Origin of the sequence: Halorubrum ezzemoulense, from assembly GCF_004126515.1 — an archaeon.
In the GTDB taxonomy this organism is placed as follows: Archaea; Halobacteriota; Halobacteria; order Halobacteriales; family Haloferacaceae; genus Halorubrum; species Halorubrum ezzemoulense.
Map to the genome: position 1 here is coordinate 1,325,851 of NZ_CP034940.1, position 23,018 is coordinate 1,348,868.

The 23,018-nt window shown below is 66.3% G+C and carries 21 protein-coding genes; 10 read left to right on the forward strand and 11 right to left on the reverse strand.

What is annotated here, in order from left to right; genetic code table 11:
* Genes EO776_RS06655 through EO776_RS06665 form a run of 3 tightly spaced genes read right to left on the reverse strand, consistent with a single transcriptional unit; the run spans position 1 to position 3,491 of the window.
* Positions 1-999, reverse strand: a complete 999-nt coding sequence (locus EO776_RS06655) for a carbohydrate ABC transporter permease (protein WP_241898007.1) — start codon at positions 997-999, stop codon at positions 1-3.
* Positions 996-2,003 carry a carbohydrate ABC transporter permease gene (locus EO776_RS06660; protein ID WP_094521247.1) on the reverse strand — a complete coding sequence of 336 codons (1,008 nt, stop codon included), beginning with the start codon at positions 2,001-2,003 and terminating at the stop codon, positions 996-998. The genes EO776_RS06655 and EO776_RS06660 overlap by 4 nt, the downstream gene beginning before the upstream one ends.
* A gap of 12 nt (positions 2,004-2,015) precedes the next feature.
* Complete coding sequence (locus tag EO776_RS06665; RefSeq protein WP_094521245.1) at positions 2,016-3,491, reverse strand: extracellular solute-binding protein; 1,476 nt, start codon at positions 3,489-3,491, stop codon at positions 2,016-2,018.
* A 130-nt stretch (positions 3,492-3,621) separates the two neighbouring features.
* Here EO776_RS06665 and EO776_RS06670 point away from each other — a divergent pair, with 130 nt between their 5' ends.
* The 3 genes from EO776_RS06670 (at position 3,622) to EO776_RS06680 (ending at position 5,389) form a co-directional block, all read left to right on the forward strand.
* A complete protein-coding gene (locus EO776_RS06670; protein WP_094521243.1) occupies positions 3,622-4,083 on the forward strand; it encodes a hypothetical protein in 462 nt (153 codons plus the stop codon).
* Positions 4,080-5,012, forward strand: a complete 933-nt coding sequence (locus EO776_RS06675) for a hypothetical protein (RefSeq protein ID WP_094521241.1) — start codon at positions 4,080-4,082, stop codon at positions 5,010-5,012. The genes EO776_RS06670 and EO776_RS06675 overlap by 4 nt, the downstream gene beginning before the upstream one ends.
* A 74-nt stretch (positions 5,013-5,086) precedes the next feature.
* Positions 5,087-5,389 carry a hypothetical protein gene (locus tag EO776_RS06680; RefSeq protein WP_094521240.1) on the forward strand — a complete coding sequence of 101 codons (303 nt, stop codon included), beginning with the start codon at positions 5,087-5,089 and terminating at the stop codon, positions 5,387-5,389.
* Positions 5,390-5,477: 88 nt separating this feature from the next.
* On the opposite strand, the gene EO776_RS06685 is transcribed toward EO776_RS06680, so the two are convergent.
* Positions 5,478-8,555 carry an FAD-binding and (Fe-S)-binding domain-containing protein gene (locus tag EO776_RS06685; protein ID WP_094521238.1) on the reverse strand — a complete coding sequence of 1,026 codons (3,078 nt, stop codon included), beginning with the start codon at positions 8,553-8,555 and terminating at the stop codon, positions 5,478-5,480.
* A 147-nt stretch (positions 8,556-8,702) separates the two neighbouring features.
* Between EO776_RS06685 and EO776_RS06690 the strand changes: the two genes are divergently transcribed.
* A complete protein-coding gene (locus EO776_RS06690; RefSeq protein WP_049929743.1) occupies positions 8,703-9,017 on the forward strand; it encodes a PRC-barrel domain-containing protein in 315 nt (104 codons plus the stop codon).
* Between the two features lie 37 nt (positions 9,018-9,054).
* Here the strand turns inward: EO776_RS06690 and EO776_RS06695 are convergent, their stop codons facing one another.
* The 4 genes from EO776_RS06695 to EO776_RS06710 all read right to left on the reverse strand — a co-directional run bounded on the left by EO776_RS06695 (position 9,055) and on the right by EO776_RS06710 (position 11,263).
* Positions 9,055-9,381 carry a DUF5789 family protein gene (locus EO776_RS06695; RefSeq protein WP_100050437.1) on the reverse strand — a complete coding sequence of 109 codons (327 nt, stop codon included), beginning with the start codon at positions 9,379-9,381 and terminating at the stop codon, positions 9,055-9,057.
* Positions 9,382-9,427: 46 nt separating this feature from the next.
* Complete coding sequence (locus tag EO776_RS06700; protein WP_049929741.1) at positions 9,428-9,844, reverse strand: MPN domain-containing protein; 417 nt, start codon at positions 9,842-9,844, stop codon at positions 9,428-9,430.
* Between the two features lie 66 nt (positions 9,845-9,910).
* Positions 9,911-10,606, reverse strand: a complete 696-nt coding sequence (locus EO776_RS06705) for a hypothetical protein (protein ID WP_094494315.1) — start codon at positions 10,604-10,606, stop codon at positions 9,911-9,913.
* 96 nt (positions 10,607-10,702) lie between these two features.
* The gene (locus EO776_RS06710) at positions 10,703-11,263 is read right to left on the reverse strand and encodes a thioredoxin family protein (RefSeq protein ID WP_094494305.1); all 561 of its coding nucleotides are present in this window, start codon (positions 11,261-11,263) and stop codon (positions 10,703-10,705) included.
* 178 nt (positions 11,264-11,441) lie between these two features.
* On the opposite strand from EO776_RS06710, the gene EO776_RS06715 reads away from it, so the two are divergent.
* Positions 11,442-11,759: an AbrB/MazE/SpoVT family DNA-binding domain-containing protein gene (locus EO776_RS06715; RefSeq protein ID WP_094521236.1), complete on the forward strand. Its 318-nt coding sequence runs from the start codon at positions 11,442-11,444 to the stop codon at positions 11,757-11,759.
* Here EO776_RS06715 and EO776_RS06720 read toward each other — a convergent pair.
* Positions 11,699-12,991, reverse strand: coding sequence for an RNA-guided endonuclease InsQ/TnpB family protein (locus EO776_RS06720; protein WP_094521234.1), 1,293 nt, complete (start codon positions 12,989-12,991; stop codon positions 11,699-11,701). The genes EO776_RS06715 and EO776_RS06720 overlap by 61 nt on opposite strands.
* A 368-nt stretch (positions 12,992-13,359) precedes the next feature.
* Here EO776_RS06720 and EO776_RS06725 point away from each other — a divergent pair, with 368 nt between their 5' ends.
* The gene (locus tag EO776_RS06725; protein WP_246041501.1) at positions 13,360-13,857 is read left to right on the forward strand and encodes a PIN domain-containing protein; all 498 of its coding nucleotides are present in this window, start codon (positions 13,360-13,362) and stop codon (positions 13,855-13,857) included.
* 153 nt (positions 13,858-14,010) lie between these two features.
* Here EO776_RS06725 and EO776_RS06730 read toward each other — a convergent pair whose 3' ends face one another.
* The gene (locus EO776_RS06730; protein WP_094521233.1) at positions 14,011-14,955 is read right to left on the reverse strand and encodes a DUF368 domain-containing protein; all 945 of its coding nucleotides are present in this window, start codon (positions 14,953-14,955) and stop codon (positions 14,011-14,013) included.
* A gap of 43 nt (positions 14,956-14,998) precedes the next feature.
* The gene (locus EO776_RS06735; protein ID WP_100050438.1) at positions 14,999-18,148 is read right to left on the reverse strand and encodes an oligosaccharyl transferase, archaeosortase A system-associated; all 3,150 of its coding nucleotides are present in this window, start codon (positions 18,146-18,148) and stop codon (positions 14,999-15,001) included.
* A 145-nt stretch (positions 18,149-18,293) separates the two neighbouring features.
* Here EO776_RS06735 and aglG point away from each other — a divergent pair, with 145 nt between their 5' ends.
* The 4 genes from aglG (at position 18,294) to EO776_RS06755 (ending at position 22,967) form a co-directional block, all read left to right on the forward strand.
* Positions 18,294-19,214 carry a glucosyl-dolichyl phosphate glucuronosyltransferase gene (aglG, locus tag EO776_RS06740; protein WP_100050439.1) on the forward strand — a complete coding sequence of 307 codons (921 nt, stop codon included), beginning with the start codon at positions 18,294-18,296 and terminating at the stop codon, positions 19,212-19,214.
* A 1-nt stretch (position 19,215) separates the two neighbouring features.
* The gene (locus EO776_RS06745; protein ID WP_100050440.1) at positions 19,216-20,361 is read left to right on the forward strand and encodes a glycosyltransferase family 4 protein; all 1,146 of its coding nucleotides are present in this window, start codon (positions 19,216-19,218) and stop codon (positions 20,359-20,361) included.
* Positions 20,362-20,507: 146 nt separating this feature from the next.
* Positions 20,508-21,446, forward strand: a complete 939-nt coding sequence (locus EO776_RS06750) for a glycosyltransferase family 4 protein (protein WP_199237907.1) — start codon at positions 20,508-20,510, stop codon at positions 21,444-21,446.
* 75 nt (positions 21,447-21,521) lie between these two features.
* Positions 21,522-22,967 carry a sulfatase-like hydrolase/transferase gene (locus tag EO776_RS06755; protein ID WP_100050442.1) on the forward strand — a complete coding sequence of 482 codons (1,446 nt, stop codon included), beginning with the start codon at positions 21,522-21,524 and terminating at the stop codon, positions 22,965-22,967.
* The last annotated feature ends 51 nt before the right edge of the window (positions 22,968-23,018 follow it).

A 23,018-nucleotide genomic window follows, 5' to 3' on the forward strand; every position in this document is an offset into this window, starting at 1 on the left:
TTACTCCTTGACCGCGCCCGTGGTGAGACCGCTGACGATCTTCTCCTGTGCGACGACGACGAGGATGGCGACGGGCAGCACCGCGACGATGCTGGCGGCGGCCATCAGGTTGTACAACACTTCGAACTCGCCCTGGAACCGGAGGATGCCCTCGAGCATCGGCGCCCAGCTTCCGGGCCGTCCGTCGGTCATCAGCGAGCTGAAGAAGTACTCGTTGTACACCGAGATGAACGTCAACACGCCCGCCGTCGCGACGCCGGGCGCGGACAGCGGCACGATGACGCGGAACAGTGCCCCGATTCGGGTCGTCCCCTCGACGCGGGCCGCGTCCTCTAAGCCGTCCGGGATCTGCGAGTAGAACGTCATTAGAATGAAGATGGACAGCGGCAGGAAGATCGCCGACAGCGGGATGAAGATCGCGTACGGCGTGTTGTACAGCGACCCCGACGAGAGCAGCGGCCGCAACACGTCGACATTCGTGTTGAACAGCCGGTTCAGCGGGATGAAGAACGCCGCGGGCGGGAAGAACGACGTCACTAACACCAACAACAGCAGCGGGTTGCGGCCGCGGAAGTCGAGCCGGCCGAACACGTAGCCGGCGAGGCTCCCGACGAAAAGCACCGCGACCGTCGCGATCGTCGCGATGAGGAAGCTGTTGAACACGTACCGGTGGAACGGTAGGGTGGTGAATATTTCGAGGAACGCGGCGGGGTTGAACCCGGCCGGCAGGAAGACGCCGACCTCAGAGAGGTTGTTCCGCGGCGTCACCGCGAGTACGAACAGCCAGTAGAACGGGAAAAGCGTCGTGACGAGGAAGAAGATCGTCGCCACGTAAAACGTCGCGCGGTACGCGAGGTCGGGGTTCGATATCATCCGCGCCGCCCAGGCCTCGATGAGGCCGCGGTCGAGGTCCGGCTCCTCCGTCCGCGCCTGCTCGGCGATGTCCGCCGTCGGGTCCGGCTCCGCCGCGGTCCCCCCGTCGGTGGCTCCGTCGCTCATGCCACACCCCCGTCGTTGTTCCGCAGCGCCAGTAGGTACGCCGCCACGAAGCCGCTTATCACGACCGCGGTGAGGAACGCCACCGCGGAGGCCGTCGCCCAGCGCCGGCTCTCCTGGAGCGCGATGATCACGAGACAGGTCAGCGACGGCACCGTCTCACAGCCGGCCGTCGCGTCGATGAGCCCGTAGATCCGCATCGCGTCCATCGTCCGGAACAGCATCGCGACGATGAGCGCGGGCGCGACGAGCGGCAGCGTGATGTACTTGAAACGCTGCCACGGCGAGGCGCCGGACACCTTCGCGACGTCGTAGAGCCCGCGGTCGATGCTCTGGAGCCCCGCGAGGATGAGAAGCGCCATGAACGCGGTCGTCTTCCAGATGTCGGCGACGAGCACGATCATGAACGAGTCGCTGCTGCTCGCGAGCGGGTTGCTACCGAACACGCCGAGCCACTGCATGAACTCGGTGCCGAACCCGATCGTCGGGTTGAAAATGAGGAAGAAGATCATCCCCTGAATGACGATGGGGATGGCCCACGGGATGATGATCGACACGCGGACCCAGCGCCGCCCGTAGAAGTCCTGGTCGAGCACGAGCGCCTGTCCGAATCCGATCAGCGTCTCGAAGAGGACGCTCAACACCGCGAACGCCAGCGTGACGAAAAGCGCCTGCTGGAGGAACGGCGCACCGAACTCCACGAACGGGAACGAGTCGGTCGTCGAAACCGAGATGAACTGTTGGGTGAACGTCGTGTCGCCGCTCAGCAGGTTCAGGTAGTTCTCGAGACCGACGAACTCGCCGAACGGGTCGGCCGAGGCGACGGCGTCGGCCAGGAGCGAGAAACGGAGCGTTTCGATCAGCGGGTAGAACGCGACGACTGCGAGCAGCGCGAAGGCGGGCACTAACAGGACGTAGGCGTACACCTCCTCGCTCTGCGTCTCCAGCCAGTTGAGCGGGCGAGCGAGCAGCGAACCGGATCCGTCGCTCCGCGTGTCGGTGGACATGCTCTGCCCTCGTTACTCGGCCAGGTCGGATTCGATGGAGCTGAGCGAGCTCTCCAGGTCGGACATCGCCTGCTGGGGCGACTTCTCGCCCTGGTACGCGGCGGAGACCTCCGAGGCGACCTGCGACCCCTGGTCGGGCCACGCGACGGTGACGGGACGCGGCACCGTGTTCTGTCCGGAGACCGCGAGGGTGTCGAGGAAGTCGCCGAGCGCGCCGACCTCCTCCGGGTCGACCGACTCGGTGACGGACGGGTCCGGCGGGAGGTAGCCGCCCTCGGAGAAGTTGTTCACCATCACTTCCTCGTTGGCGAACGCCTCGAGCACCTGGACGGCCTCGTCGAGCCGCTGGGTGTTGGGGTTGATCGTGAGGTGCCAGCCGCCGAGCGCCGCGGCCGGGCCGCCGGTGCCCTCGTACTGTCCCTCGCCGCTTTCGACGCCGTACGGCAGCGGCATGACGTCGTAGTCCTCGGCGTCGAACGCGTCGGAGTCGAGGTTGAGCGGGATCGCGTACGGCCAGTTGCGGTGGAAGATCGCGTTCCCGGAGGTGAACGGCTCCCGCGACGGTTCCTCGGTGAACGAGAGGAGGTCCGTCGTGGAGATCTGCGGGAAGTCAGGGTGCGCGTACTCCGCGTCCGGTCCCTCCATGAACGACCGCATCATGCGGATCGTGTTCAGGACCGGCTCGTCCGTCACCGTGATCGGCCGGTCGCCGATGGGACCGAACAGGTTCTCGTGGTCGCCGAAGTACCCGCCGCCGAAGGAGGTCATCGTCTCGTTGAACGTACAGCAGGCGAGTCCGACGTAGTTGTCGGCCTGCGTGGTGAACCCGTAGTCGATCTGGTCGCCGTCGGGACCGCCGTTCTGTTCCCACACGTCGGCCGCGACCTCGGCGAACTCCTGCCAGCTGAGCGGCTCGGTCGCCCAGTTTTCGGCGTCCGGGTCGTAGCCGGCGTCCTCGACGAGGTCGCGCCGGTAGTGGATCACCGGGTAGTCGGGGAAAAGCGGGACCCCGAACAGGTCGCCGGAGCTGGGGTCGCTCGCGGTGCTCACCGCGCTCGACAGGTAGCTGTTCTGGACGTACTCGACCGTCTCCGAGGAGAGCTCCTCGCTCAGGTTCACCAGCTGGCCGCGCGCGATGAACGGGATCGTCCACCCCGAGTCCATCATGAAGATGTCCGGGCTCGCACGGCCGGCGTCGAGCGCCGAGGTGAACTCCGAGCGGCGGGCGCCCGACTCGAAGTCCCCGGGCAGGATCTCGACCTCGATCGACTCGTCTAACCCCGCGTCGTACAGGCTCTGTGTCACCGAGTCCGAGATGCCCTCCCACTCGGCGTCCATGGTGATCTGGATCGGCCCGCTGCCGCTCCCACCGCCGCCCCCACAGCCCGCGAGACCGACCGTCGCGCCCGTCGCGCCGGCCGCCTCGATGAAGCGCCGTCGTGATACCCCCACGCGTCCGCCGTCCGAACCGGAGTCTGTATCTACCATTACAGCTGTTGTTATAAAATACATCCGTATATAACTATTGATGCCAATAATAGACGACCGTGACAGTCGCCGGGGCGGTCGCGTCGGCCGCCGGAACGGCTTTGAGTCCCGAGCGTCGAGCGGTTCGTCAATGGGAACCGCCGGAACGGTCGTCGGTCGGCTCCGGAGCGGCGTCGTACAGTGGCTCGAACTGGTGTTCTTCGGCGGCGCGGAGCTGGCCGTGCTGTCGACGCCCGCCTTCGCCGTCGCGCTCGTGTCACAGAACCGGTACCCGGACGCGATCCCGATCGCCGGTCTTTTCGCGCTCGCGGCGGGCAGCGTCGGGGTCGCGCTGCTCCGCGCCGGCGTCGTCGACGTCGGCGACTGGCCCAGGCGGGGGGAGCTGGTGACGCTGCCGCTGCGGACCGTCCACTTCAGCCTCGTCTTCCTGACCGCGTCGGTCGGGGTCGGGGTGTTCGCGGTCGACGTCGTCGGCTCGCTGTGGGTCACGCCGGCCGGCGCGGCGGTCCAGGCGGTCGGCGTCGCGGCGTTTCCGACGGTGTACAACGCGATCCACGGCGAGCCGGTCACCCACCCGGCGGTCGAGCGATGATCGACGACCTCCGCGAGGCGGTCGACGCGGTCTCGCGGCCGGAACACACCGGTGAGAACCGGTGCTGGCCCTGTACCGCGGTCAACGCGGTCGGCGTCGCGGTCGTCGCGCTCCTCGTCGGCCGGCGCCGGCGCGCGCTCGGCGTCTCGGTCGCGCTGCTCGGCGCGGCTGCGATCCGGCTGCGCGGGTACGTCGTCCCGGGAACGCCGCGGTTCGCGCCGCGGCTCGTCGAGCCGCTCCCCGTGGCGTTCGGCCCCGACCACGACGACGGGGTCGACTCGGGGTCGCTCGCCGAGGCGGGCGCTTCCGGAGCAGCCGCTTCCGAGGCGGGCGCTTCCGAGGCGGTCGACCGTGGGACCGACGACCCGGACGCGGCGGGCGACGGTCCCGCGGTCGACCCGGCGGACCCCGACGGGGTGGGGGACGGCGGCGAAGGCGACCCGGACCCGGAGGCGACGATGGAGGCGCTGCTCGACGCGGACGCCCTCGTGGACGACGAGGGGACGCTCCGGTTCGCCGAGGGCTTCCGGACCGCCCTCGACGAGCGGGTCGAGTCGCTCCGGGGGGCCGCGGACGAGGAGCTGGCCGAGCGCGCGGCCGCCGTCGCGGGCGAAGACGTCTTCGGCGAGGTTCACGACGGCCGGATCCTCCTCGACGGGCGGCGCGACGCGTGGCTCAGCCGACCGATCGCGATCGCGGAGACGGCCGTCGGGGAACTGCTCCGCGAGCGCGGCGTCGACCCGGTGGTCGCGCGGAGCGCCGCCCGGCCCCTCCGCGCGTTCCTGGAGACCTGTCCGGCCTGCGGCGGTCCGATCCGCGACACGACCCTCCGGAACTGCTGTGGCGGTCCCAACGGCGTCAGCGGGAACCCGGAGCGGCCGGTCCGGGCCTGCGCCGACTGCGACGCCGTCGTGTTCACGGAGCGGTGACCGGCCGGGCGGCGCTCGGTCGCGCGGCGACCGGGCGGCGACACGCATACGTTCTTCCCGTGCGAACTATACCCATGGACACGGTCGGAGCGGCGGCGCTCGGGTGGCGCCTCGCGGTCGCCGCGGTCGCGGTCGCGGGTCCGACGCTCCTGTACCTCGGACTCTGGCGGCTCCTGGAGTGGCTCCGCGACGACGCGCTGATCGAACGGCTCGCCGCGCGCGAGGCGGTCGAGCGGCCGCGGCCCGCGGCCGCGGACGTCCTCGCGGCCGCGACGTCGGGCGTCGACGACAGGCGCTGTCCGACCTGTGGGACCGTCGCGGTCGCCGGCGAGACGGAGTGTCGGGAGTGCCGACGACCGATCGAGGGGAACGAGTGATCCCGCGTGACCAGCCGGTTCGGCCGAGCCGGACCGCGCGGTCCCGCGGACGGGACGCCCTCCTGCTCGTCGGGGGCGCCCCGACCGCCTACGCCAGCGCCGCGGCCAGCTTCTCGACCGGGTGCGTCGGCTCGGGCACCTCGCCGGGACCCTCCTCCAGCTGCGTCCGGCAGGAGGTGCCGGGCGCGACGAGAGCGTCGCCGTCGCTGGCGTCCACCTGCTCGAACAGGGTCTCACCGATCGCCTGACTCATCGAGTAGTGTTCGGCCTCATAGCCGAACGAGCCGGCCATGCCGCAACAGGAGGAGTCGAGCGGGTCGACGCCGTAGCCGGCGCGACGCAGCACGCCGACCGCGTGGTGGTCCTTCTTCGTCGCCTTCTGGTGGCAGTGGCCGTGGTAGGTGAGCGACTCGGTCGGCGCGTCGAGCGGGAGCTCCTCGTCGAGCCGACGGGCGTCGACGTACTCCATGACGCCGTAGGCGCTCTCCGAGACCGCGGCCACGTCCGCGTCGGGCACGTCGCTGGCGTCGCCGTCGAGCAGGTCGTGGTAGTCGGACTGGAGCATCACGGCGTCGGACGGTTCGACGACGACCACCTCCCAGTCATCCCGGACCCGGGGGGCGAGCGTCTCCACGGCGTCCCTCGCCGTCGCGCGCGACACGTCGAGCATCCCCTTCGAGTGTGGCGGCCGCCCGCTCCCGTCGACGTCCGGGATCTCGACGTGGCAGTTCGCGGCCTCCAACACGCGCACCGCGGCCTTCCCCGCGCCGGGGTTCGTGTAGGTCGTGTACACGTCGGGGAACAGCAGCACGTCGCGGTCGGCCTCCTCGCGCGAGACGCCCGCGCCGCCGCGGGCTTCGAACCAGTCGACGAGGGTCTCAGAGCGGAACTCGGGGAGGTCCCGCTCCCTCGCGATCCCGAGCGCCATCTCCGCGATGAGCCCGCTCCCTGGGATCTTGTTCGGGAGGTTCGAGAGCGGCGCGAGCTTCGAGGCGAGCGGCGCGAGCGACTCGAAGCGTCCGAGCAGCCGCGTCCGCAGATCGATCCCGTGCTCCTCGTGGTGGGCGTGCTCGACCTCCGCCTTCAGCTTCGCCATGTCGACGCCGCTCGGGCAGTCCACCTTACACCCCTTACAGCCGACGCAGAGGTCCATCACCTCGGTGACGAACTCGTCGTCCGTCGGGTCGTCCGGGAGCTCGCCGGAGATGGCCCCGCGGAGCATGTTCGCCCGCCCGCGGGTCGACTGGACCTCTTCCTCGGAGGCGCGGTAAGTGGGACACATCACGCCGCCGGTGGTCTCCTGCGGGCCGCGGCAACCGCCGCAGCCGTGGCAGAGCTCCACCATCCCCTGCATCCCGTTGTCGACCGCCCACTCCATCGCGGGGTCGAACCCGGCGTCGTACTCGTAGTCGGCGTCGAACCGGAGGTTCTCGCCCATGTCGACGTCGCCGCAGACGTTGCCCGGGTTGAGCAGCCAGTCGGGATCGAACGCGGTCTTGAGGTCGCGGAACGACTCCCAGAGGTCGTCGCCGTACAGCTTCCGGTTCCACTGGGTCCGCGCGCGGCCGTCGCCGTGTTCGCCCGAGACGGAGCCGCCGAGTCGGACCACCGCGTCGGTGACGCGGTCGGCGATGTCGAGCATCGCCTCCACGTCGTCGACCTCCTTCGTGTTGATGAGCGGACGGATGTGTAACACACCCGGGCCGGCGTGCGCGTAGAAGGTGGCGAAGGTGTCGTTGTCCTCCAGAATCTCTTGGAACTCGCGGGTGTACTCCGGGAGGTGTTCCGGCGGGATGGCGCAGTCTTCGATGAAGGAGATGTGCTTCTCGTCGGTGGTGCGCGAGAGGAGGATCGGTAGCCCCGCCTTCCGCATCTTCCAGAACCGGTCGCGCTCGTCCGGGTCGTGCGCCTCCAGCGCGTCGACTGCGCGGCGAGGGTGGCTCGTCGTCTCTGCGGCGCCCGCGCTCGGGTCTGTCGTCGTCTCGACGCGGGCTCCCGCGGCGCCGTCGGCCGCGCCGACCCGGTCCGCGATCAGGTCCGCGACCTTCTGTTCTCCCGTCGCGTCGTCCTCGGCGTAGAACTCGATGAGCAGCACGGAGTCGGTGCCGTCGGGTAACATCCCGACGACGTCCTCGAACTCCGGCGTGTCGGCCGCGAGCCCGAGGAGGACGTCGTCCATTACCTCGACGGCGGCGGGGTCGTGTTCGAGGCACGCGGCGACGTCCTCCATCGCGTCGAGGAGGTCCTCGTAGGTCAGCAGCGCGACCGCCTTCGTCTCCGGGATCTCGACGAGCGAGACGGTCGCCTCAGTCACGGTCGCGAGCGTCCCCTCGCTGCCGGCCATGAGGCGGCCGAGGTTGACGACGCCCTCCTCGCCGTGCTCGCCGCGGTACTCGGCGAGCAGGCGGTCGAGGTTGTAGCCGGAAACGTTCCGCTTCAGCTCCGGGAAGCGCTCGTCGATCTCGTCCGCCTCCTCGTCGAGGATCCGCACGACCTCGGCGTGGATCCTCGGGAGGAGCCCGTCGGCGTCGGGGTCCGCTGACTCGCGGAGCTCCTCGACCGCCACCTCGCCGAACGTCGTCACGGTGCCGTCGGCGAGGACGACCTCCAACTCCTCGACGTAGTGGTCCGTCTTGCCGTACTTCAGCGAGTGCGCGCCGGTGGAGTTGTTGCCGATCGCCCCGCCGACCGCGGACTTGTCGCGCCACGCCGGGTCGGGTGCGAACTTCAGCCCGGCCGGTTCGACCGCGGCGTTGAGGTCGCCCACGTACGCGCCAGCCTGAACGCGGGCGGTCTCCGCGTCGGGGTCCGTCGACAGCACGCCGTCCATCTCGTCGGTCAGGTCGAGGACGACCGCCTCGTTCACGGTCTGGCCGGCGAGCGAGGTACCGCCGCCGCGGGGGAGGACGGGGATCCCCTCCTCGAAGCAGTACTCGTGGACCGCGGCCACGTCCGCGGTCGACTCCGGGATCACGACGCCGATCGGCGTGACCTCGTACGCCGAGGCGTCGGTCGCGTACAGCCGCTTCGAGTAGTCGTCGAACCGCACGTCGCCGTCCACTCGGCGATCGAGCGCGTCGACGAGATCCGGCCGTTCCACCGTCCCGCCGGTGTAGTCGAAGTCCCCGCCGTCTGTCGGGTCCGGCTCCGAGGTGTTCGTCGCCATACGAATCCCTCACGGTCGAATTATGAAAAACCTCCTGCCGTCGGCGCGCGGCGGGAACCCGGGCCGCGGGACCAGCCCGCGCTCACCGTCCGACGCGCGTCGTTCGACAACGAACGCTTAATAGGCGCGCTCGTGACCGTACCGAGTATGAACGCAGCCCCCGAGGAGATCACGTCGCTCGTCGGTCGCGAGGTGTACTCGAGCAACGGCGTCTTCGTCGGCGAAGTCGAGGACATCCAGCTCGATCTGGACGCCCGCGCCGTGACCGGACTCGCGCTCGCCGAACTCAACCACGAGCTGTTCGCCGGGCAGGTGGGCGGCTCGACCGGCGTCATCGTTCCGTACCGCTGGGTCCGCGCCGTCGGCGACGTCGTCCTAATCAACGACGTCATCGAACGATACGACGCCGGCGAGCCCGACGAGGAGGCGCCGGAGGTCGAGGCGCGCTCGGAGGCGCGCTAGGCGCGGCCGGCCGCTCCCAGACCCCCTTGGCTCCCGCTCAGAACGGCAACGCGTCGCGGAGGCTGGCGATCACGCCGCGCTCCTCGCGGCGTGCCTCGTCGAACACCGGGTACAGGGCGTCGAGGAAATCGGTCTCGTTCTCGAACTTCTCTTTCGGCACGCGGTCGAGCGCGTCCGCGAGCGCGAGGGAGCGCCCCTGCGCGTCGTAGGGAACCTCCTGATCGCCCAGCGCGTCGCGGAGCTCCGCGGTCGTCGCGGGGAACGACACGTCCGCCTCGTCGAGCCGGGCGTCGAGCGCGGCGATACCGAACTCGATAGCCTCGGGCTCTTTCGTGTCGCCGCCGCCGGGTGGCCGTGCTGCCATTACGCCGGGGTATTCCCTCCGACGGCTTGAAACCCCTGTTCTCCGCTCACTCCGGCACGGATTCGCTCGGCGGAGCGGCGTCGACGACCGCCAGTTCGACTCCCGTTCCGGAGCGGTCGAAGGCCGCGACAGAGTCGCCGTCGTACGGCGGGACGGCGACGATCACCACGGCCGCGAGGTCGTCGGTGCGCGACACCCCGAGGAACCCGTCCGGGTGCGAGAGGAACCGCGCGCCCCCCTCGCCGGCCGGCGTGCCGAGGTCGACGCCGAACACGGAGTTGACCGAATTCCCGACCGACGGCAGTGTGAAGTGAGTCACCACCGGCGTCTCCGGGTCGAGCCCGATGTCGGCCTCGAACTCGCCGGCCGGCGTCGCGGAGAGCCGGACGTTCACACCGTCTGGGTCCTCGCTCGCGGCGCGCTCGCGGAGTACGGCCAGTAGGTCGCGGGTGACGTAGATCACTGTTCGACCTCCGCTATGGGACGGATTGGCAAAAGGACACGCACGGGTCGTCCCGCTCGGTCGCGTTCAGAACGGCAGCGCGGACGCGAGCGTCTTCGCGTACAGCCCGGGCGCCTTGCGCCGCGAGTCCGAGATGGCGTCCTCGACGGCGACCGCGGCTCGCTCGTGGACGCCGACGCCGTGACCGACGAGCACGCGCTCGGGGTCGAGCCCGGAGAGCGCGCTCGTCGGTGGGGTGAGCCGCAGCATCGGGTGGACGCCGAGGCGCTCGCGGTCGCCGCGGAAGTACGACGCGGACCCGAGCGACTCCGGGACGATCAGCGTCTCGCCGTCGAAGAGCCCGACCTCCTGCCACGGCGGCACCGACGAGTCGCGGATCCGGATCGCCTCGAAGCCGGTGTCCGCGAGCCGCGACCCGAACCGCTCGACGTCGACATCGGGGCCGAGATCCTCGGTGACGCCGGTCATCCACTCGGGGACGTACACCGGGGCGTCGTGGCGGGCGGCGAGTTCGCCGCTGTCGCGCACGTGGCGGTCCAGTCCGACCACGACGCCGGCGACGGAGCCAAGCCCGTCGAGGAGGTCGTCGACACCGGGCGCGTCGACCGGGTCGACGACCCACACGTCGTCCGCGTCCGCCTCCTCGTTCTCGACCGCGAACGCGTGGCTCGCGCGCTCCATCGTCTCGTCGGGGTACGCGATCCAGCCGACGCCGCCGTCGTACCGGTCGATCTCGTGGAGGTCCGGCTCGTCGCCTTTCATGCTCATACCACCCGTTCGACCCGGTCCCTTGTTAAGTCGTCTCTGTTAGTGCGGCGTTCCGACTTCGGGAGGGCGTCGGTCGCTCACTACCGTCCGCTACTCGCCGGGCCACTTGATGGAGCAGCCGCGCGAGGGCCGGTCCGGAATCTCGACGTCCTCACCCGCGAGGACGGCGTCGACTGCGTCGCGGATGTAGAACTCTGTCGGCTCGTCGTCGGGGTTGAGCGCGTCGTCGAGCCGGCCGTGGTAGCGCAGCCGCCACTCGCCGTCCTCGCGGCCGAAGAGGAACGGGTCGGGCGTACAGACGGCGTCGTAGGCGGCCGCGACCTCGCCGGTCTCGTCGCGAAGGTACGCGTCGTACGCGACGGTGCCGTCGGCGACGGCCTCGCGCATCGCCTCGAAGGAGTCCTCCGGGTATGCGTCGGCGTCGTTGGGGTTGATCCCGACGACCGCGAGATCGTCGTACTCGGCCGCAAGCTCGTTCAGCAGGTCGATCTTCGCCTTCGCGTACGGGCAGTGGTTACACGTAAAGACGACGAGTAGCGCGTCCGTCTCGAAGTCGTCGCGCGCGTGGGTTTCGCCGTCCGCGCCGGGCAGTTCGAAGTCGGGCGCGGCGTCGTCGCGGTCGAGTTCCGAGTCGGATTCCATCTGGACCATATCCGAGCGTACGAGCGGGAGCCGAAAAGGCGTTGCGAGCTACTCTAGGTGTCGAGTCAGGGTCCACGACGGGCCGCACACTCGAGACCGGCGAGTCAATGTCCGATCTGATCTATTAACTACCCAACTCAACGCTGATCTTTTTTATGAATAAACAAAAGTAATAATAGAGAATAGTATGAGTGACGTAGAGTCTGAAAAGGTGGTGTCCGTATCGTCGCGCGGGCAAGCCACAATCCCGAAGCAGTTCCGGGAGGAGTTGGGTATCGACACGCCTGGCCGTGTGAAATTCATTCGGACTGAAGAGGGTGATATCGTTGTTCGCCCCATCCACTCGGTTACAGACCTGCGTGGGGTTTTGGAAGGGAAAACCGACGAGCAGGGGCGGTCAGCAACCGAGCGCCTCCAAGAAGAACGTACAGCGGACAAAGCCAGTCAGCTACCCATCGCTGAAGCGATGGGCTTGTCAGTGGACTCCCGTTCTGCCGACCAATAGTGGTCGGACGCCACTCCAGTAGCGTTCACGATCAACGTCCCTGACTTCAGAGCGTACTGACAGAACGCTCCTCCAGCGGGGGACTTCTGCCCTCGCTGGAGTTGTAACGCTAACTTCCGGGCGACGTTCTTCGCCGCGTTATAGTCGGCATTCACGGCATACGAACAATCCAAACAGGCGAAATTCTGCCCATTGCGGTTCTCCTCAAGCGTACACCCGCACTGCGAACACTGCTGGCTGGTGTAGGCTGGTTCAACCTTCGAGACGACGATTCCGGTCATCTCAGCCTTGTTCTCGACCTGCTCTTGCAACTCTCCGAAGGCCCACTGTTGGAATTTCTTGCCATCGCTGATCCGCTCGCGGATTTGCCCCAAGTCCTCGAATGCGATATGCGTACAGTCGTGCCGCTGTGCTTCCGCAACAATCGCTTTCGAGCAGCGGTGGATGTAATCTTCGCTCCACCGCCCGAAACGATCACCGATTCGCTGAAACGTCAGGTGTGCGCTCCGGGTGCCGGTCTGTAGCAGGTCGCCACGGCGTTTCTCAAACTCCCGGCGTTCATGATTAAGCAGGTCAGCGTTCCCGACGAACCGGCCTGTTGAGGTCACAGCGATGTGGTCGTCAACGTTACAGTCCACGCCAAGGACTTTCGAATCCTCAGCTTTCTCAGGACTGTCAGCGTCGATTGTCCGTTCCATCGCGGCGTGTAGATAGAACTCGTCGGTTTCGTTGTCGTAGTGGACAGTGCTGGTCGAAAAGGAGTAGTCGTCGTTCAACAGGTACTCACCGTGCGGCGTTTGTTCAGGATGCTCCGGTAGGTCGTACTCACACTCAACCCGCCCGTTGACAGTGGCAAGACTCACCTTGTCACGGTAGAATGTAGCCGCTCGCTTGTCGTACACGATGCTGAATGTATCGTAGTGGGGTTGGCTTGTTTTCTCCCCATCACTAAGCCGATCAACACAGTTACCGATGTCCTTGGTTGCTCGCTTGATTGCTTTCTGAACGAGATTGGCGTGAAGGTAGTCGGTCGCTTCCCGCAACTCGTCGTAGATGGCTTGTTCAGCTTCGGATTTGCTGGTTACGCAGTCGCCGTGTGGGTATCGCCATGCCCACTCAGCGGTTCGATTCGCGCAGTATTGGAACTGCTGGTTGGTGGCGTGGAGGTCACTCTTGCGGTCGTCAGGAACGTCAAGCCGGATCTGAACCGTTCGAGTTACGTCCCACGCCATGTATCTCACAGTAGTATCCAATTTTTATTATAGTTTACTATTGATGGGGAGTCAGTAGAGCGATCGCAGTGTGGTTTGGTGCTCTGTTTGTCGGCTTCCTCCCACGGCTAAAGCCCTGTCTCTTACCCACAAATCGAGTCGTTGTTGCGGTCAATAAATCCGACCGAAGCCTCGATATCTACAGATTTAACACTTCTATGGGACGATTTTGCTGATCTCGCTTACCACATTCAGCAACCCCCACTGTCGATATCACCGTCCGAATCACTCCTCACCTCGATCTTCCGAGAATAGATTGGGTTCGACAGCGTCTGAAACGTCTGTTTGGGACTCAGTGAACTTGTGGGTAAGAGACAGGGCTAAAGCCGGTGGGCATCCGCCTTGCTACTACTGTGAAGAAGAGTTGCGACAGCGCTACGCCGGTGACGACGAGGGTGACGACGGACTGCGCTGAGATTCCCGAAACGATCGTCTTCGACGCTGAACCACTAATCGCGTGTTTTTGTAACGAACCAGGGAGCGACACCGTCGAGACGTACGTTGACGCCATTGAAGGCGCAGCAGACGGTTACATCTCGGCGATCAATCTTGCCGAGGTCCACTATATCGTGCGGGCAATCGACGGCGAGGACCGGGCTGATGCCGTCGTCGACGTCCTCGAGGAAAGTGGCATCCGTCGCATCGACACCGAACAGACATGGGCGCGAGCAGCCGACTTCAAATTCCGCTACTCGCCAGCACTCGGTGATGCTTTTGCGCTCGGGACAGCAGCCCACGTCAGCGGGGTGCTGTTGGTCGGTGCCGACGACGGCTACGACGATGTCATCGGTGTTCCGATCACTCGGTTCTGGACCGAACCAGCTTGACTTCCTCCACGACTGTTGTGGGCTCTCTCCTCTGTTCTCTGTAAGGTCGGCCAGAACCGGGGCCACCGACAAGGCCACCCATTTGGGGGTGGTTGGTGACGGCAGACTAGCTGTGACCCGCTTTCCCTTCTTGGCCGCGACCGGACCCGCCGCTCAGTACTCGATCGCCGCGGAGTAACGATTCAGAACGGCCACGAGCCCGGCACCGACGAGCGCCGCCAGCGCGAACCGCGGGGCCGCCGCCCGCCACGACTCGCCGCTCTCGGCCAGCCGGGCGGACACCTCCACGAGCGGCGCGCGCAGCGCCCCGACGATCAGGCTCACGAGGAAGGCGAGCGTCGCGGCCCGCGCCCGGGCCAGCGCGTATCGGACGGCGTGTGCGATCGTGAAGAGCCCGCCGACGCCGCCGAGCAGGAACGCCGCCACCGGCGGCAGCGTCTCGACGAGCGCGTCTCCCCCGTTTCCGAGCGCGAGCGCGCCCGCGCCGTCGACGAATCGAGACACGACGCCGGACATGTACTCGTACTGGCCGAGGACGATAAGCAGCAGCGAACCCGAGATCCCCGGCAGCACCATCGCGCTGACCGCGACCGCCCCGGCGACGAAGACGACCGGCAGCGAGCTCCCGAGCGCGGTCGCGGCGACGCCCGACGCGAGGAACGCGAGCGCGAACCCGGCGACTGCGGCGGACTTCCGGCGCGGCGTCGAGAGGTTGACATCGCCGAGCAACACCGCGGCGCTCGCCGCGATCAGCCCGAAGAAGAAGCCGTACGTCGCCACCGGTTGCGTGGCGAGCAGGCGGTTCACCGCGCTCAACACGGTCACGACCGCGGTCCCGATCCCACCCCCCAGCACGAGGAGGAAGGCGCCGTCGACCTCCCGGAACGCGGCCCGAGCGTCGGCGCGGCGTCCGGGCCGCACGCCCGCGAGCACGCGGCGCGCCCGCTCGGGGTCGACCGCGGTGACCGCCGCGATCAGGCGCTCGTAGATCCCGACGATCAGGGCGATGGTGCCGCCGGAGACGCCCGGGACGGCGTCGGCGCTGCCCATCGCCACGCCCTTCAGATACAGCGTCGCCCAGTCGCGGAGTCCGGCCATTCGTACGATAAAAAGCGGAGCGTCCGTAATGAAAGACCCGAGATCAGGCGGCCGCGGGCTCGGTGGGGGCGACCAGTCCGCTCGCGGTCGTCGCCGCGGTCGGCTCGGCGCCGAGCGGGGATCCCGCGTCGGTCGAGTTCGTCGAGCCGCCGCCGTCACTCCCGCCGCCGACCGGGCAGTCGGCGTCGCCGCTCGGACAGTCCACGATTTGCTCTTCGAGTTCGACGGTGGCTGCGGCGTCGTCGGCGCCGACGACTTGGCCCTCGGTCACCTCGACTTGGCCGACGCGCTGTGTAGTGTAGAGGTCGTCGCCGGTCGTTCGCTCGGTGGTGACATTGTACGGGCCGGTCGCGCGGACGCTCGTGTTCGTGTACCCGTTCTCGGGGCCGAACTCGTCGTACCCCGTCGTCGAGTACGGGAGCGTGAACTCGAAGTTCCCGTCGTCGTCCGCGGTCGCGTACTGCGTGTACTCGAACGTCTGTCCGTTCGGCTTCTCGAGTTCGACCGTCGCCTCGACCTCCTGACCGGGGGCCGCGCCCGATCCCTCGACGGTCGCGCCCGGCACCCGCTCGAACGTCTTGACGAAGTCGTCGCTGAACGCGCCGAACAGCGACTGACCGAACGTCGCCCGGAGGTCGACGCCGAACCGCTGGGCGAGTATCTGCGCCTGCTGGGCGTACGGAGACCGACCCGGCGCCTGCGTGGCGTGGACCAACCGGTAGTGTTCGAGTGCGTCGATGCGGTCCGTCGGGACGCCCATCACGCCGCCGATCTGCGCCGAGCCGTCTTCCTCGACGTATGACCGCGCGGCAGAGAGGTTATCGAACCGCTGGACCGGCTGTCCTTCGCTCGGCAGGACCTTGATATCGACCTGCTCGCCGGACTGGGTCTGTGCGGTCTGACGTTCGTAGTCGAGCACGACCGGGTCCGGCTCGACCGCGCTGCCGTAGTGCTGGTAGAGCCGGATCATCTGGCTCTCGTGGTAGCGCTGGGTGCGAACCTGGAGTGCTGGACGGAGCCCGCCTTGTTGGCCCTGTGCGCCCTCGACGCGCTGGTAGAGCAGTTCGTTGAAGTCGCGCACCGTCTCGTTACCGCTGTAGAACGTGACCGGCGCGTTGAACTTGGAGTTCGGCGACGCCATCTGCCAGTCGACCATCACGTAGCGGGTGTCGTTGCCCTCGGTGCTCTGGCTCGCGAGCACCTCCGCGGCCTCTTCCTCGCTCGGCGCGAGCAGGTAGTCGGCGGCTTCGCCCGCGTTCTGCTGGAACGGGTTGGCGTTCGGGATGCGCTCGGCGCGGGTGGTGATCCAGTGGCCGTAGTCCCACCACGACTGGACGCCGTACGCGCCCTCGGTGTACTCGAAGTCGCCGTCAGCCGGGCGCTCGTAGGTGCCGTACAGCTCCATCGGGTTGTTCGCGCCCTCGAGTTCGCCCGGCTGCGGCGTCTCGTCGTTCATCCACTGGAGGCTCTCGTCCCACTGGACGACGCTGCCCGGCTGGCTGGAGTTGCCGGCCTGCCAGACCGGCGTGGCGACGCCGACGAGCGGCACGAGGAGGACGGCGAGGACGGCGGCGACGGTCAGTATCTGCCACCCTTCGATCTCTCGGACCGCGTCGAGCGACGTGAGATCTAAGGCGTCGAGAGTTACTTGGAGGAAGTACGCCGTGCCGACCGCGACGATGACCGCGAAGTAGTAGTTGAAGCGGCCCTGCGTGAACGCGGCGCTCCCGATAAACGCCGCCCACACGACGAAGTACAGCTCCTCGGCGTCGTACTCGACGAGGAAGGTCGCGCCGACGAGGAACGCGGCGGCGATGAGCAGGCCGATCACCTGCCAGTCGACGCCGACGATCCCGCCGATGGCACTGTACGCCTGTGGGACGGCGTAGACGGTGCCGACAACTGCGAGCCCGGTCGGGATGTAGAGGGTGTGGTTGATGTCGTCGGAGCGGTACAGCGGGCGCGCGAGGATGTAGAGGACCGCAGCGAGAGCGAGGAAGAAGGCGAGGCCATACTGTGAGAGGACGAAGTCGGCGAAAGAAGCGTCTTGGAGCGGTGGTTGCGCCTCGCCGATAGTGCGAGCACCGGCGCTCGCGGAGAAGGCGACGGTGTTGAGGAGGTTTCCGATAATTGTTGACCAGAGCGACGGGATGGCGAGCCAGACGACGCCGGCGGACGCGAGTATGAGGCCACCGACTGCTGCAGGATAAGTGTCTGCGTCGAGGTCGCGGGCTTCCCACTGACGGGCGAGCCACGCGAGGAAGACGGCGCCGAGCGCGACAACGAGCGGCACGACGATCTGGAGCAGCGAGTACTCACTCGGTGCGAACCGGAACGTGTCGAGCGGGATCACCTGCATCAGGCCCGCGACAGTCATCGCGACCGCGCCGGCGAACGCGACTGGCTCCGGGCTCTTCCCGTGATACGTGTCGCTGGTGAGCTTAACGGCGAGGAAGATACCCGTGAAGCCAACCATCAGAATGCCTGGCTGCCACGTCCACATGTAGAGGCCGAGTGCGACGCCGGCCGCGGCGGCGTAGGCAACCGGTTTGCGAAGCGCGTCCCAGTCCCGATCGACCACGAACTCCCACACCGGCTTCTCGCGTTCCGCCACGCCGAGCGCGACGAGGAACGCGAGGACGGCGGTACTCTGGAAGAGGACCTCCGCCGCGCTGTGGTCGGGGAAGCCGACGAGCGTGTAGCGGAGGAAGGTCCCCGAGAACAGCGCCAGTGTCGCTGCCCCCGCGAGTGCGGGCACGCGGTCGACGAACCGCCGCGCGGTGAAGTACGTCGGGACCGCGACGAGCGCGCCGGTGATAGGCGCCATGACGAGCATGACTTCTTCCGTACTGCCCATGATCGGCCGGGCGATCCAGACCCCGACGGCCATGATGTGGTCCCAGAGGGTACCGAACTGGCCGGCGTTGGTCCCGAACGGGAAGCCGGTCCAGACGTCGTACGGAAGCGTGCTCGGCCAGTTTTTAAGGAGGTAGTTCGTCGTGCGGAGGTGATACCACGCGTCGTTGCCGCGGAAGTACACCTCACCGTTCCGGATGAAATTCCCGTACGAGCGTAGTCGCGTCCACAGCATGAACGCGACCACCCCGAGGAGGAGGGGAACGTGGTACCACCGCGCGAGGAGATCGGACGGGGACGGGTCCGATGCGTCCGGCGGATCGTTCGAGTCGCTCATTACCGCATGGAACTGGCAAAACGCGCATAAGGCTTGTCATATATCCGCGCCCGCTGGACGTTCTTGGGGGTACCCGCCCGCGAATGGGCGCCCGCTTGCGACGCGAGGCGGAAACTCTAAGCACACGGGTCGAAAGCGTCTCGGTGTGAAGGTCTCGGTCGTCGTCTGTACGTACACACTCGACATGTACGAGCATTTCCGCGAGGCCGCCGACAGCGTCCTCGCGCAGACCCACGACGACGTCGAGCTCGTCGTGGTCGTCGACGGGACGCCTCAGGTGTACGAGCGCGTCGCCGAGGACTACGGCGACCGCGAGGACACAGTGGTCACGTGTAACGACGAGAACGTGGGGCTACTGGCGAGTCGGAACCGCGGCGCGGAGTTGGCGTCGGGGGATGTGGTCGCATTCATCGACGACGACGCGGTCGCGGACGAGGCGTGGACGGAGCGACTGGTCCGCGCCTACGAGGAGGAGGACGCGATCGCGGCCGGCGGGAAGATGACCCCCGAATGGGTCGCGGGGAAGCCCTCGTTTCTCCCTGAGGAGTTCTACTGGCTGGTCGGCGTGACGCATCGCGGCTTCGCGGACGGACCAGGAGAGGTCCGGAACACCTTCGGCTCGAACATCTCGTTTCGCGCGGACGTGTTCGCGGATTTGGGCGGGTTCGACGTCGAAATTGGCGGGCGGAAGGGTGATAAGAATCTTCAGGGTGGGGAGACGGAGCTGTGCGCACGGATGCGAGAGGCGTACGGGCAGGGCGTGTGGTACGATCCGAAGGCCGAAGTGGCACACAAGGTGTTCGAGTACCGGACGGAGTTCCGGTGGTTAGTCGACCGGGCGTTCTGGCAGGGGTATTCGAAGCGAGGAATGGACGTACTGGCCCCCGAATCGACCGGCGACGAGTCGGCCTTCCTCCGGCAACTGCTGTTTGACTCGGTTCCCGGACGGGTCGGCGATCTCGTCCGGTCGCCGTCCGTAGCCGGCTGTCTACAACTGTTTGCCCTGTTCGTACTGACCGGCGTCGTCGGTGCGGGCTATCTCTACGGTGTCACGGTGTGGGGGTAAAATGTCGGACGAGAACCTCCCGGACGTCTGTGTCGTCACGCATCCGCTTGCCGCCGCCGGCGAGAACGCGACCCGGAGTCTGCTGGATATCCTCGCAGCGATAACCAGCGTGGCGCTGGTCACGGCTGATCTCCCAGCGGATTCGGAGATACGTGATCGGCGTGAGGTCGTCGAGCTAACTAGGAAGGGTGCAGGCGCCTCCGTTTCCGTCGCCGCTGCCCGGTTCGCGCTGAACCAGCTCCGAATGTGTCGCGTGCTCGCCGACCGCGACGAGTCGGTGGTGTTGTTCTACGGCGCCACCTCGTATCTCCTGCCTATCGTCGCCGCCCGACTGCTCGGCAAGACAGTGCTGGTCGAACCACGCGGGGACGTCCCGCTAACCCTGCGGCTCAACTGGGAACCGCGGATGCCCGGGGCGCTCGCAAGGCTGCTGTCCGACCTCGTCCGCGCGCTCGAACGTGCCGGATTCGCGGTGGCTGACGGCGTCGTCACCTATACCCCTGAAATGGCCCGCCAGCTTTCGCTCCACCCAGAGGCACCGAACGTGTATCCCAGTGGCGCGCGCTATGTCCGGACTGAGGAGTTCAGCGTAACACGGCCGTACGAGGAGCGCGACCGCGTTGTCGGCTTCCTGGGTCGCCTCGACGAGGAGAAGGGCATCCGTGAACTAGCTGCCGTAGCCCGTGAACTCCCCGATGACGTGATGTTCCGGTTCATCGGTGACGGCGACCTCCGCGAGTGGCTCGAGACAGAGTTGGAGGCGGAGCGAGCCGAAGGGACGGTCGAGTTGACCGGCTGGGTGGACCACAACGCGGTTCCGGCGCAGCTGAACGACCTCGCTCTGCTGGTGATGCCGTCCCAGCCAACCGAAGGGCTCCCGACGACAATACTCGAGGCGCTTGCTTGCGGGACACCGGTGCTCGCTTCGCCAGTCTCCGGCGTGCCAGACGTCGTCCGTGACGGCGAGACTGGGTACCATATCGACTCGCGGGAGCCGGCGCAGCTACAGGCCCAGATCACGTGGATTCTGAACGAGGAGCCACTGGCCGATATCAGCGCGAGCGGGCGCTCGCTCATCGACAGCGAGTACTCCTTCGAGGCGGCGACAGAGCGGTACCTGGCGATTCTGGCGTCGTTCGCCAACTGATAGACTGAAGAGAAAAACACTTACACCGCCTTCAGGCAGAGTACTACATGGAGATCGGATACTTCTGCTATCGCCTCTCGGGTACTGGTCCGCGCACCCGAGCCGCTGATATCATAAACGCTGTCGCTGAGCGGAGTCCTCATGACGTGACTGTTCTCACGAACGAGCCTGAGAAAATTCGGGGTCCCGCCGAGGTCCACACGGTCTCGATTGGCGACCCCGCTGACCTACTCTGGACTGCGAAGCAGGCCTTCTCCGATGCCGACGTTGTGCACGTCCCAATCAACACCTATCAGGTCCTGTTTGTGCGTCTGGTCTACCACGGGCCGCTCATTGGCGGGGTCGGTCCGGGACTGCAGTCCTCGGTGTTCCACAGAGCATTCGGTCGGTTGCTCGCGATAGACACGAAAATGAAGGTCCATGAGGGAGACAAGCGATGGGATGTGTTCGGCTACGACACGGAGATCTGTACCGCGACAATCGACCGGGACTTGTTCTACCCGTACGAAGCCGACCGATGTCGGCAGCTCCGTGTAGACCGCGGCATCGACACGGACCAGCTTGTCATACTCTATGTGGGGAAACTCACTGAGGAGCAGGGTGCGGGTATCGTCGATGAGATGGCATTACAGACGGCCGGCGACGACAGTATCCGGTACATCGTCGTCGGTGACGGGCCGCTGTCAGACCGGTTCAAGGGACGACAGAACATCTCCTTCGAAGGATTCGTCGATAACAAGACGACGCCGGAGTACTACAATCTGGCCGACGTGACCGTTGCGCCGCGGTGCGACGACAACACGTCGAACGTCGGCCTCGAATCGATCGCCTGTGGCACACCAATGGTGACGACCGCTGGGGGCGATATTGTCGACCTGTTCCAAGACCGGGGGACGTATGTCTGGGCTGACGAACGAACAGCGGCGTCGGTACTGGTGGCGGTTCAAGAGCTGTGCTCCGACAAGGAGGACTACGAGGCCCAGGTCCAGCGCGGCTTCGACACGCTCGCCGAGATGGAACTGACACTTGAGAGTGCCCTCCAGACCCACCTTCGTGTGTACGGAGAGGCTGCCGAGACGTACTGAGCCCTAGCCGATGCGCGTGGTGGCTCACCGAACCGGATGATATAATTGCGGTTGCGAACAACATCAGCGTTGAGCATGGCCCCACCGAATATTTTCCTTGTCGTTCTCGACAGTGCCCGCGCGCGAAACTGTGGCCTTCATGGGTACAGTCGGGAGACTACGCCCTTTCTTCGCTCTCTGGCCGACGAGTCTGTCGTCTACGAACACGCCAAGGCACCGAGTATCCACAGCATCTCCAGTCACACTAGCATCTTCACCGGATACCACACAGAGCAACACGAGATCACTGAACACAAGTCGTTCGTCAAACCAGATGCCACGATATGGCGGCGCCTTTCGAAGGGTTACGACTACGACACGGGAATATTCACCGCAAACGTCATCGTGACACAGACGTCCAACCTCGGCCAGACGTTCGACACTTGTGTCGGCCCAAAACGGGCTAATTTTCGTCTGTTTGACACCGGGCTCTCACCGCTTGACGTACAAGGCGACATTTCAGTTATGGAGTATCTGCAGACGGCACTGACCCACGAAGCCCCAGTCAGGTCAGTTCTCAACGGTGTGTACAAGAAACTTGAGTCCAGAGGCGGTTCACAGAACCCGGAAAGCGAGAACGCCTCGGTGTACATCGGGGACCTGCTCGACTGGATCGAGACGCGCAGCGGTCCCTGGGCCGCGTGTCTCAATCTCATGGACACGCACACTCCCTTCGCGCCGAATTCGGAGTTCGACACGTGGAGTGACAGCGACGCCCGCGAGGCGAGAGCGGCTGTTGAGTCCGGCTCTGTTCCGGACCCATTCACTGACGCATTCTGGCGCCACTTGTCCGCTATGGAGCCACTCTACGATGGGACGATCAGACAGGCCGACGCGGCAATCGAACAGCTCGTTGAAGCTCTCGAAGACGTGGGACTGCTCGACAATACATTGCTGGTAATCACCAGCGATCACGGCGAAGGGCTCGGCGAGCAGAGCGCGCTCGACCCGTCGGTCCGCCTCCGACACCACAGCTGGGGAATTGACGAAGTGCTCACCCACGTCCCGCTGCTCGTTCGGCCGCCGGGTGGCGACTCGGGCCGCAGGGTCCGTCGGCCCGCCTCGCTAACGGAGTTCCCCTCTGTTGTCGAGGACGTCGTCGACGGGGACGCCGAGGCTGCCGTCGCCGATGGGTTCGTTCCCGACGGAGACGTTGTCAGCTCGACGTTTCGCATTGTTCCGCCCGGAGACGAACTGGCGCTTCCCGAGGACGAACGGTCAAAATACTTCGGCCCCTGGCGAGCGGTGTATCGGACCGTCGGCGACGCTGTCATCAAATACGCCCGTCGAGGGGACGCCGCCGTCACGATCGATGTAACCGATCCGCAAAATCCAGTAAAGCTGGCCGATACCGATGACGGCGTCGTAGCGCCGGTGTTCGACGAGTTCCACAGTGAAGGTGTCCGGCTCGGGACGTCGGCCGACCGGGAGATGGAAGACAACGTAGAGGAGCGACTCTCCGATCTGGGTTACTTGCGCTAGCTGCTGTCCTGTCCGTCGAGACTGCCCAGTGGGTATATCGAACCAGTTATC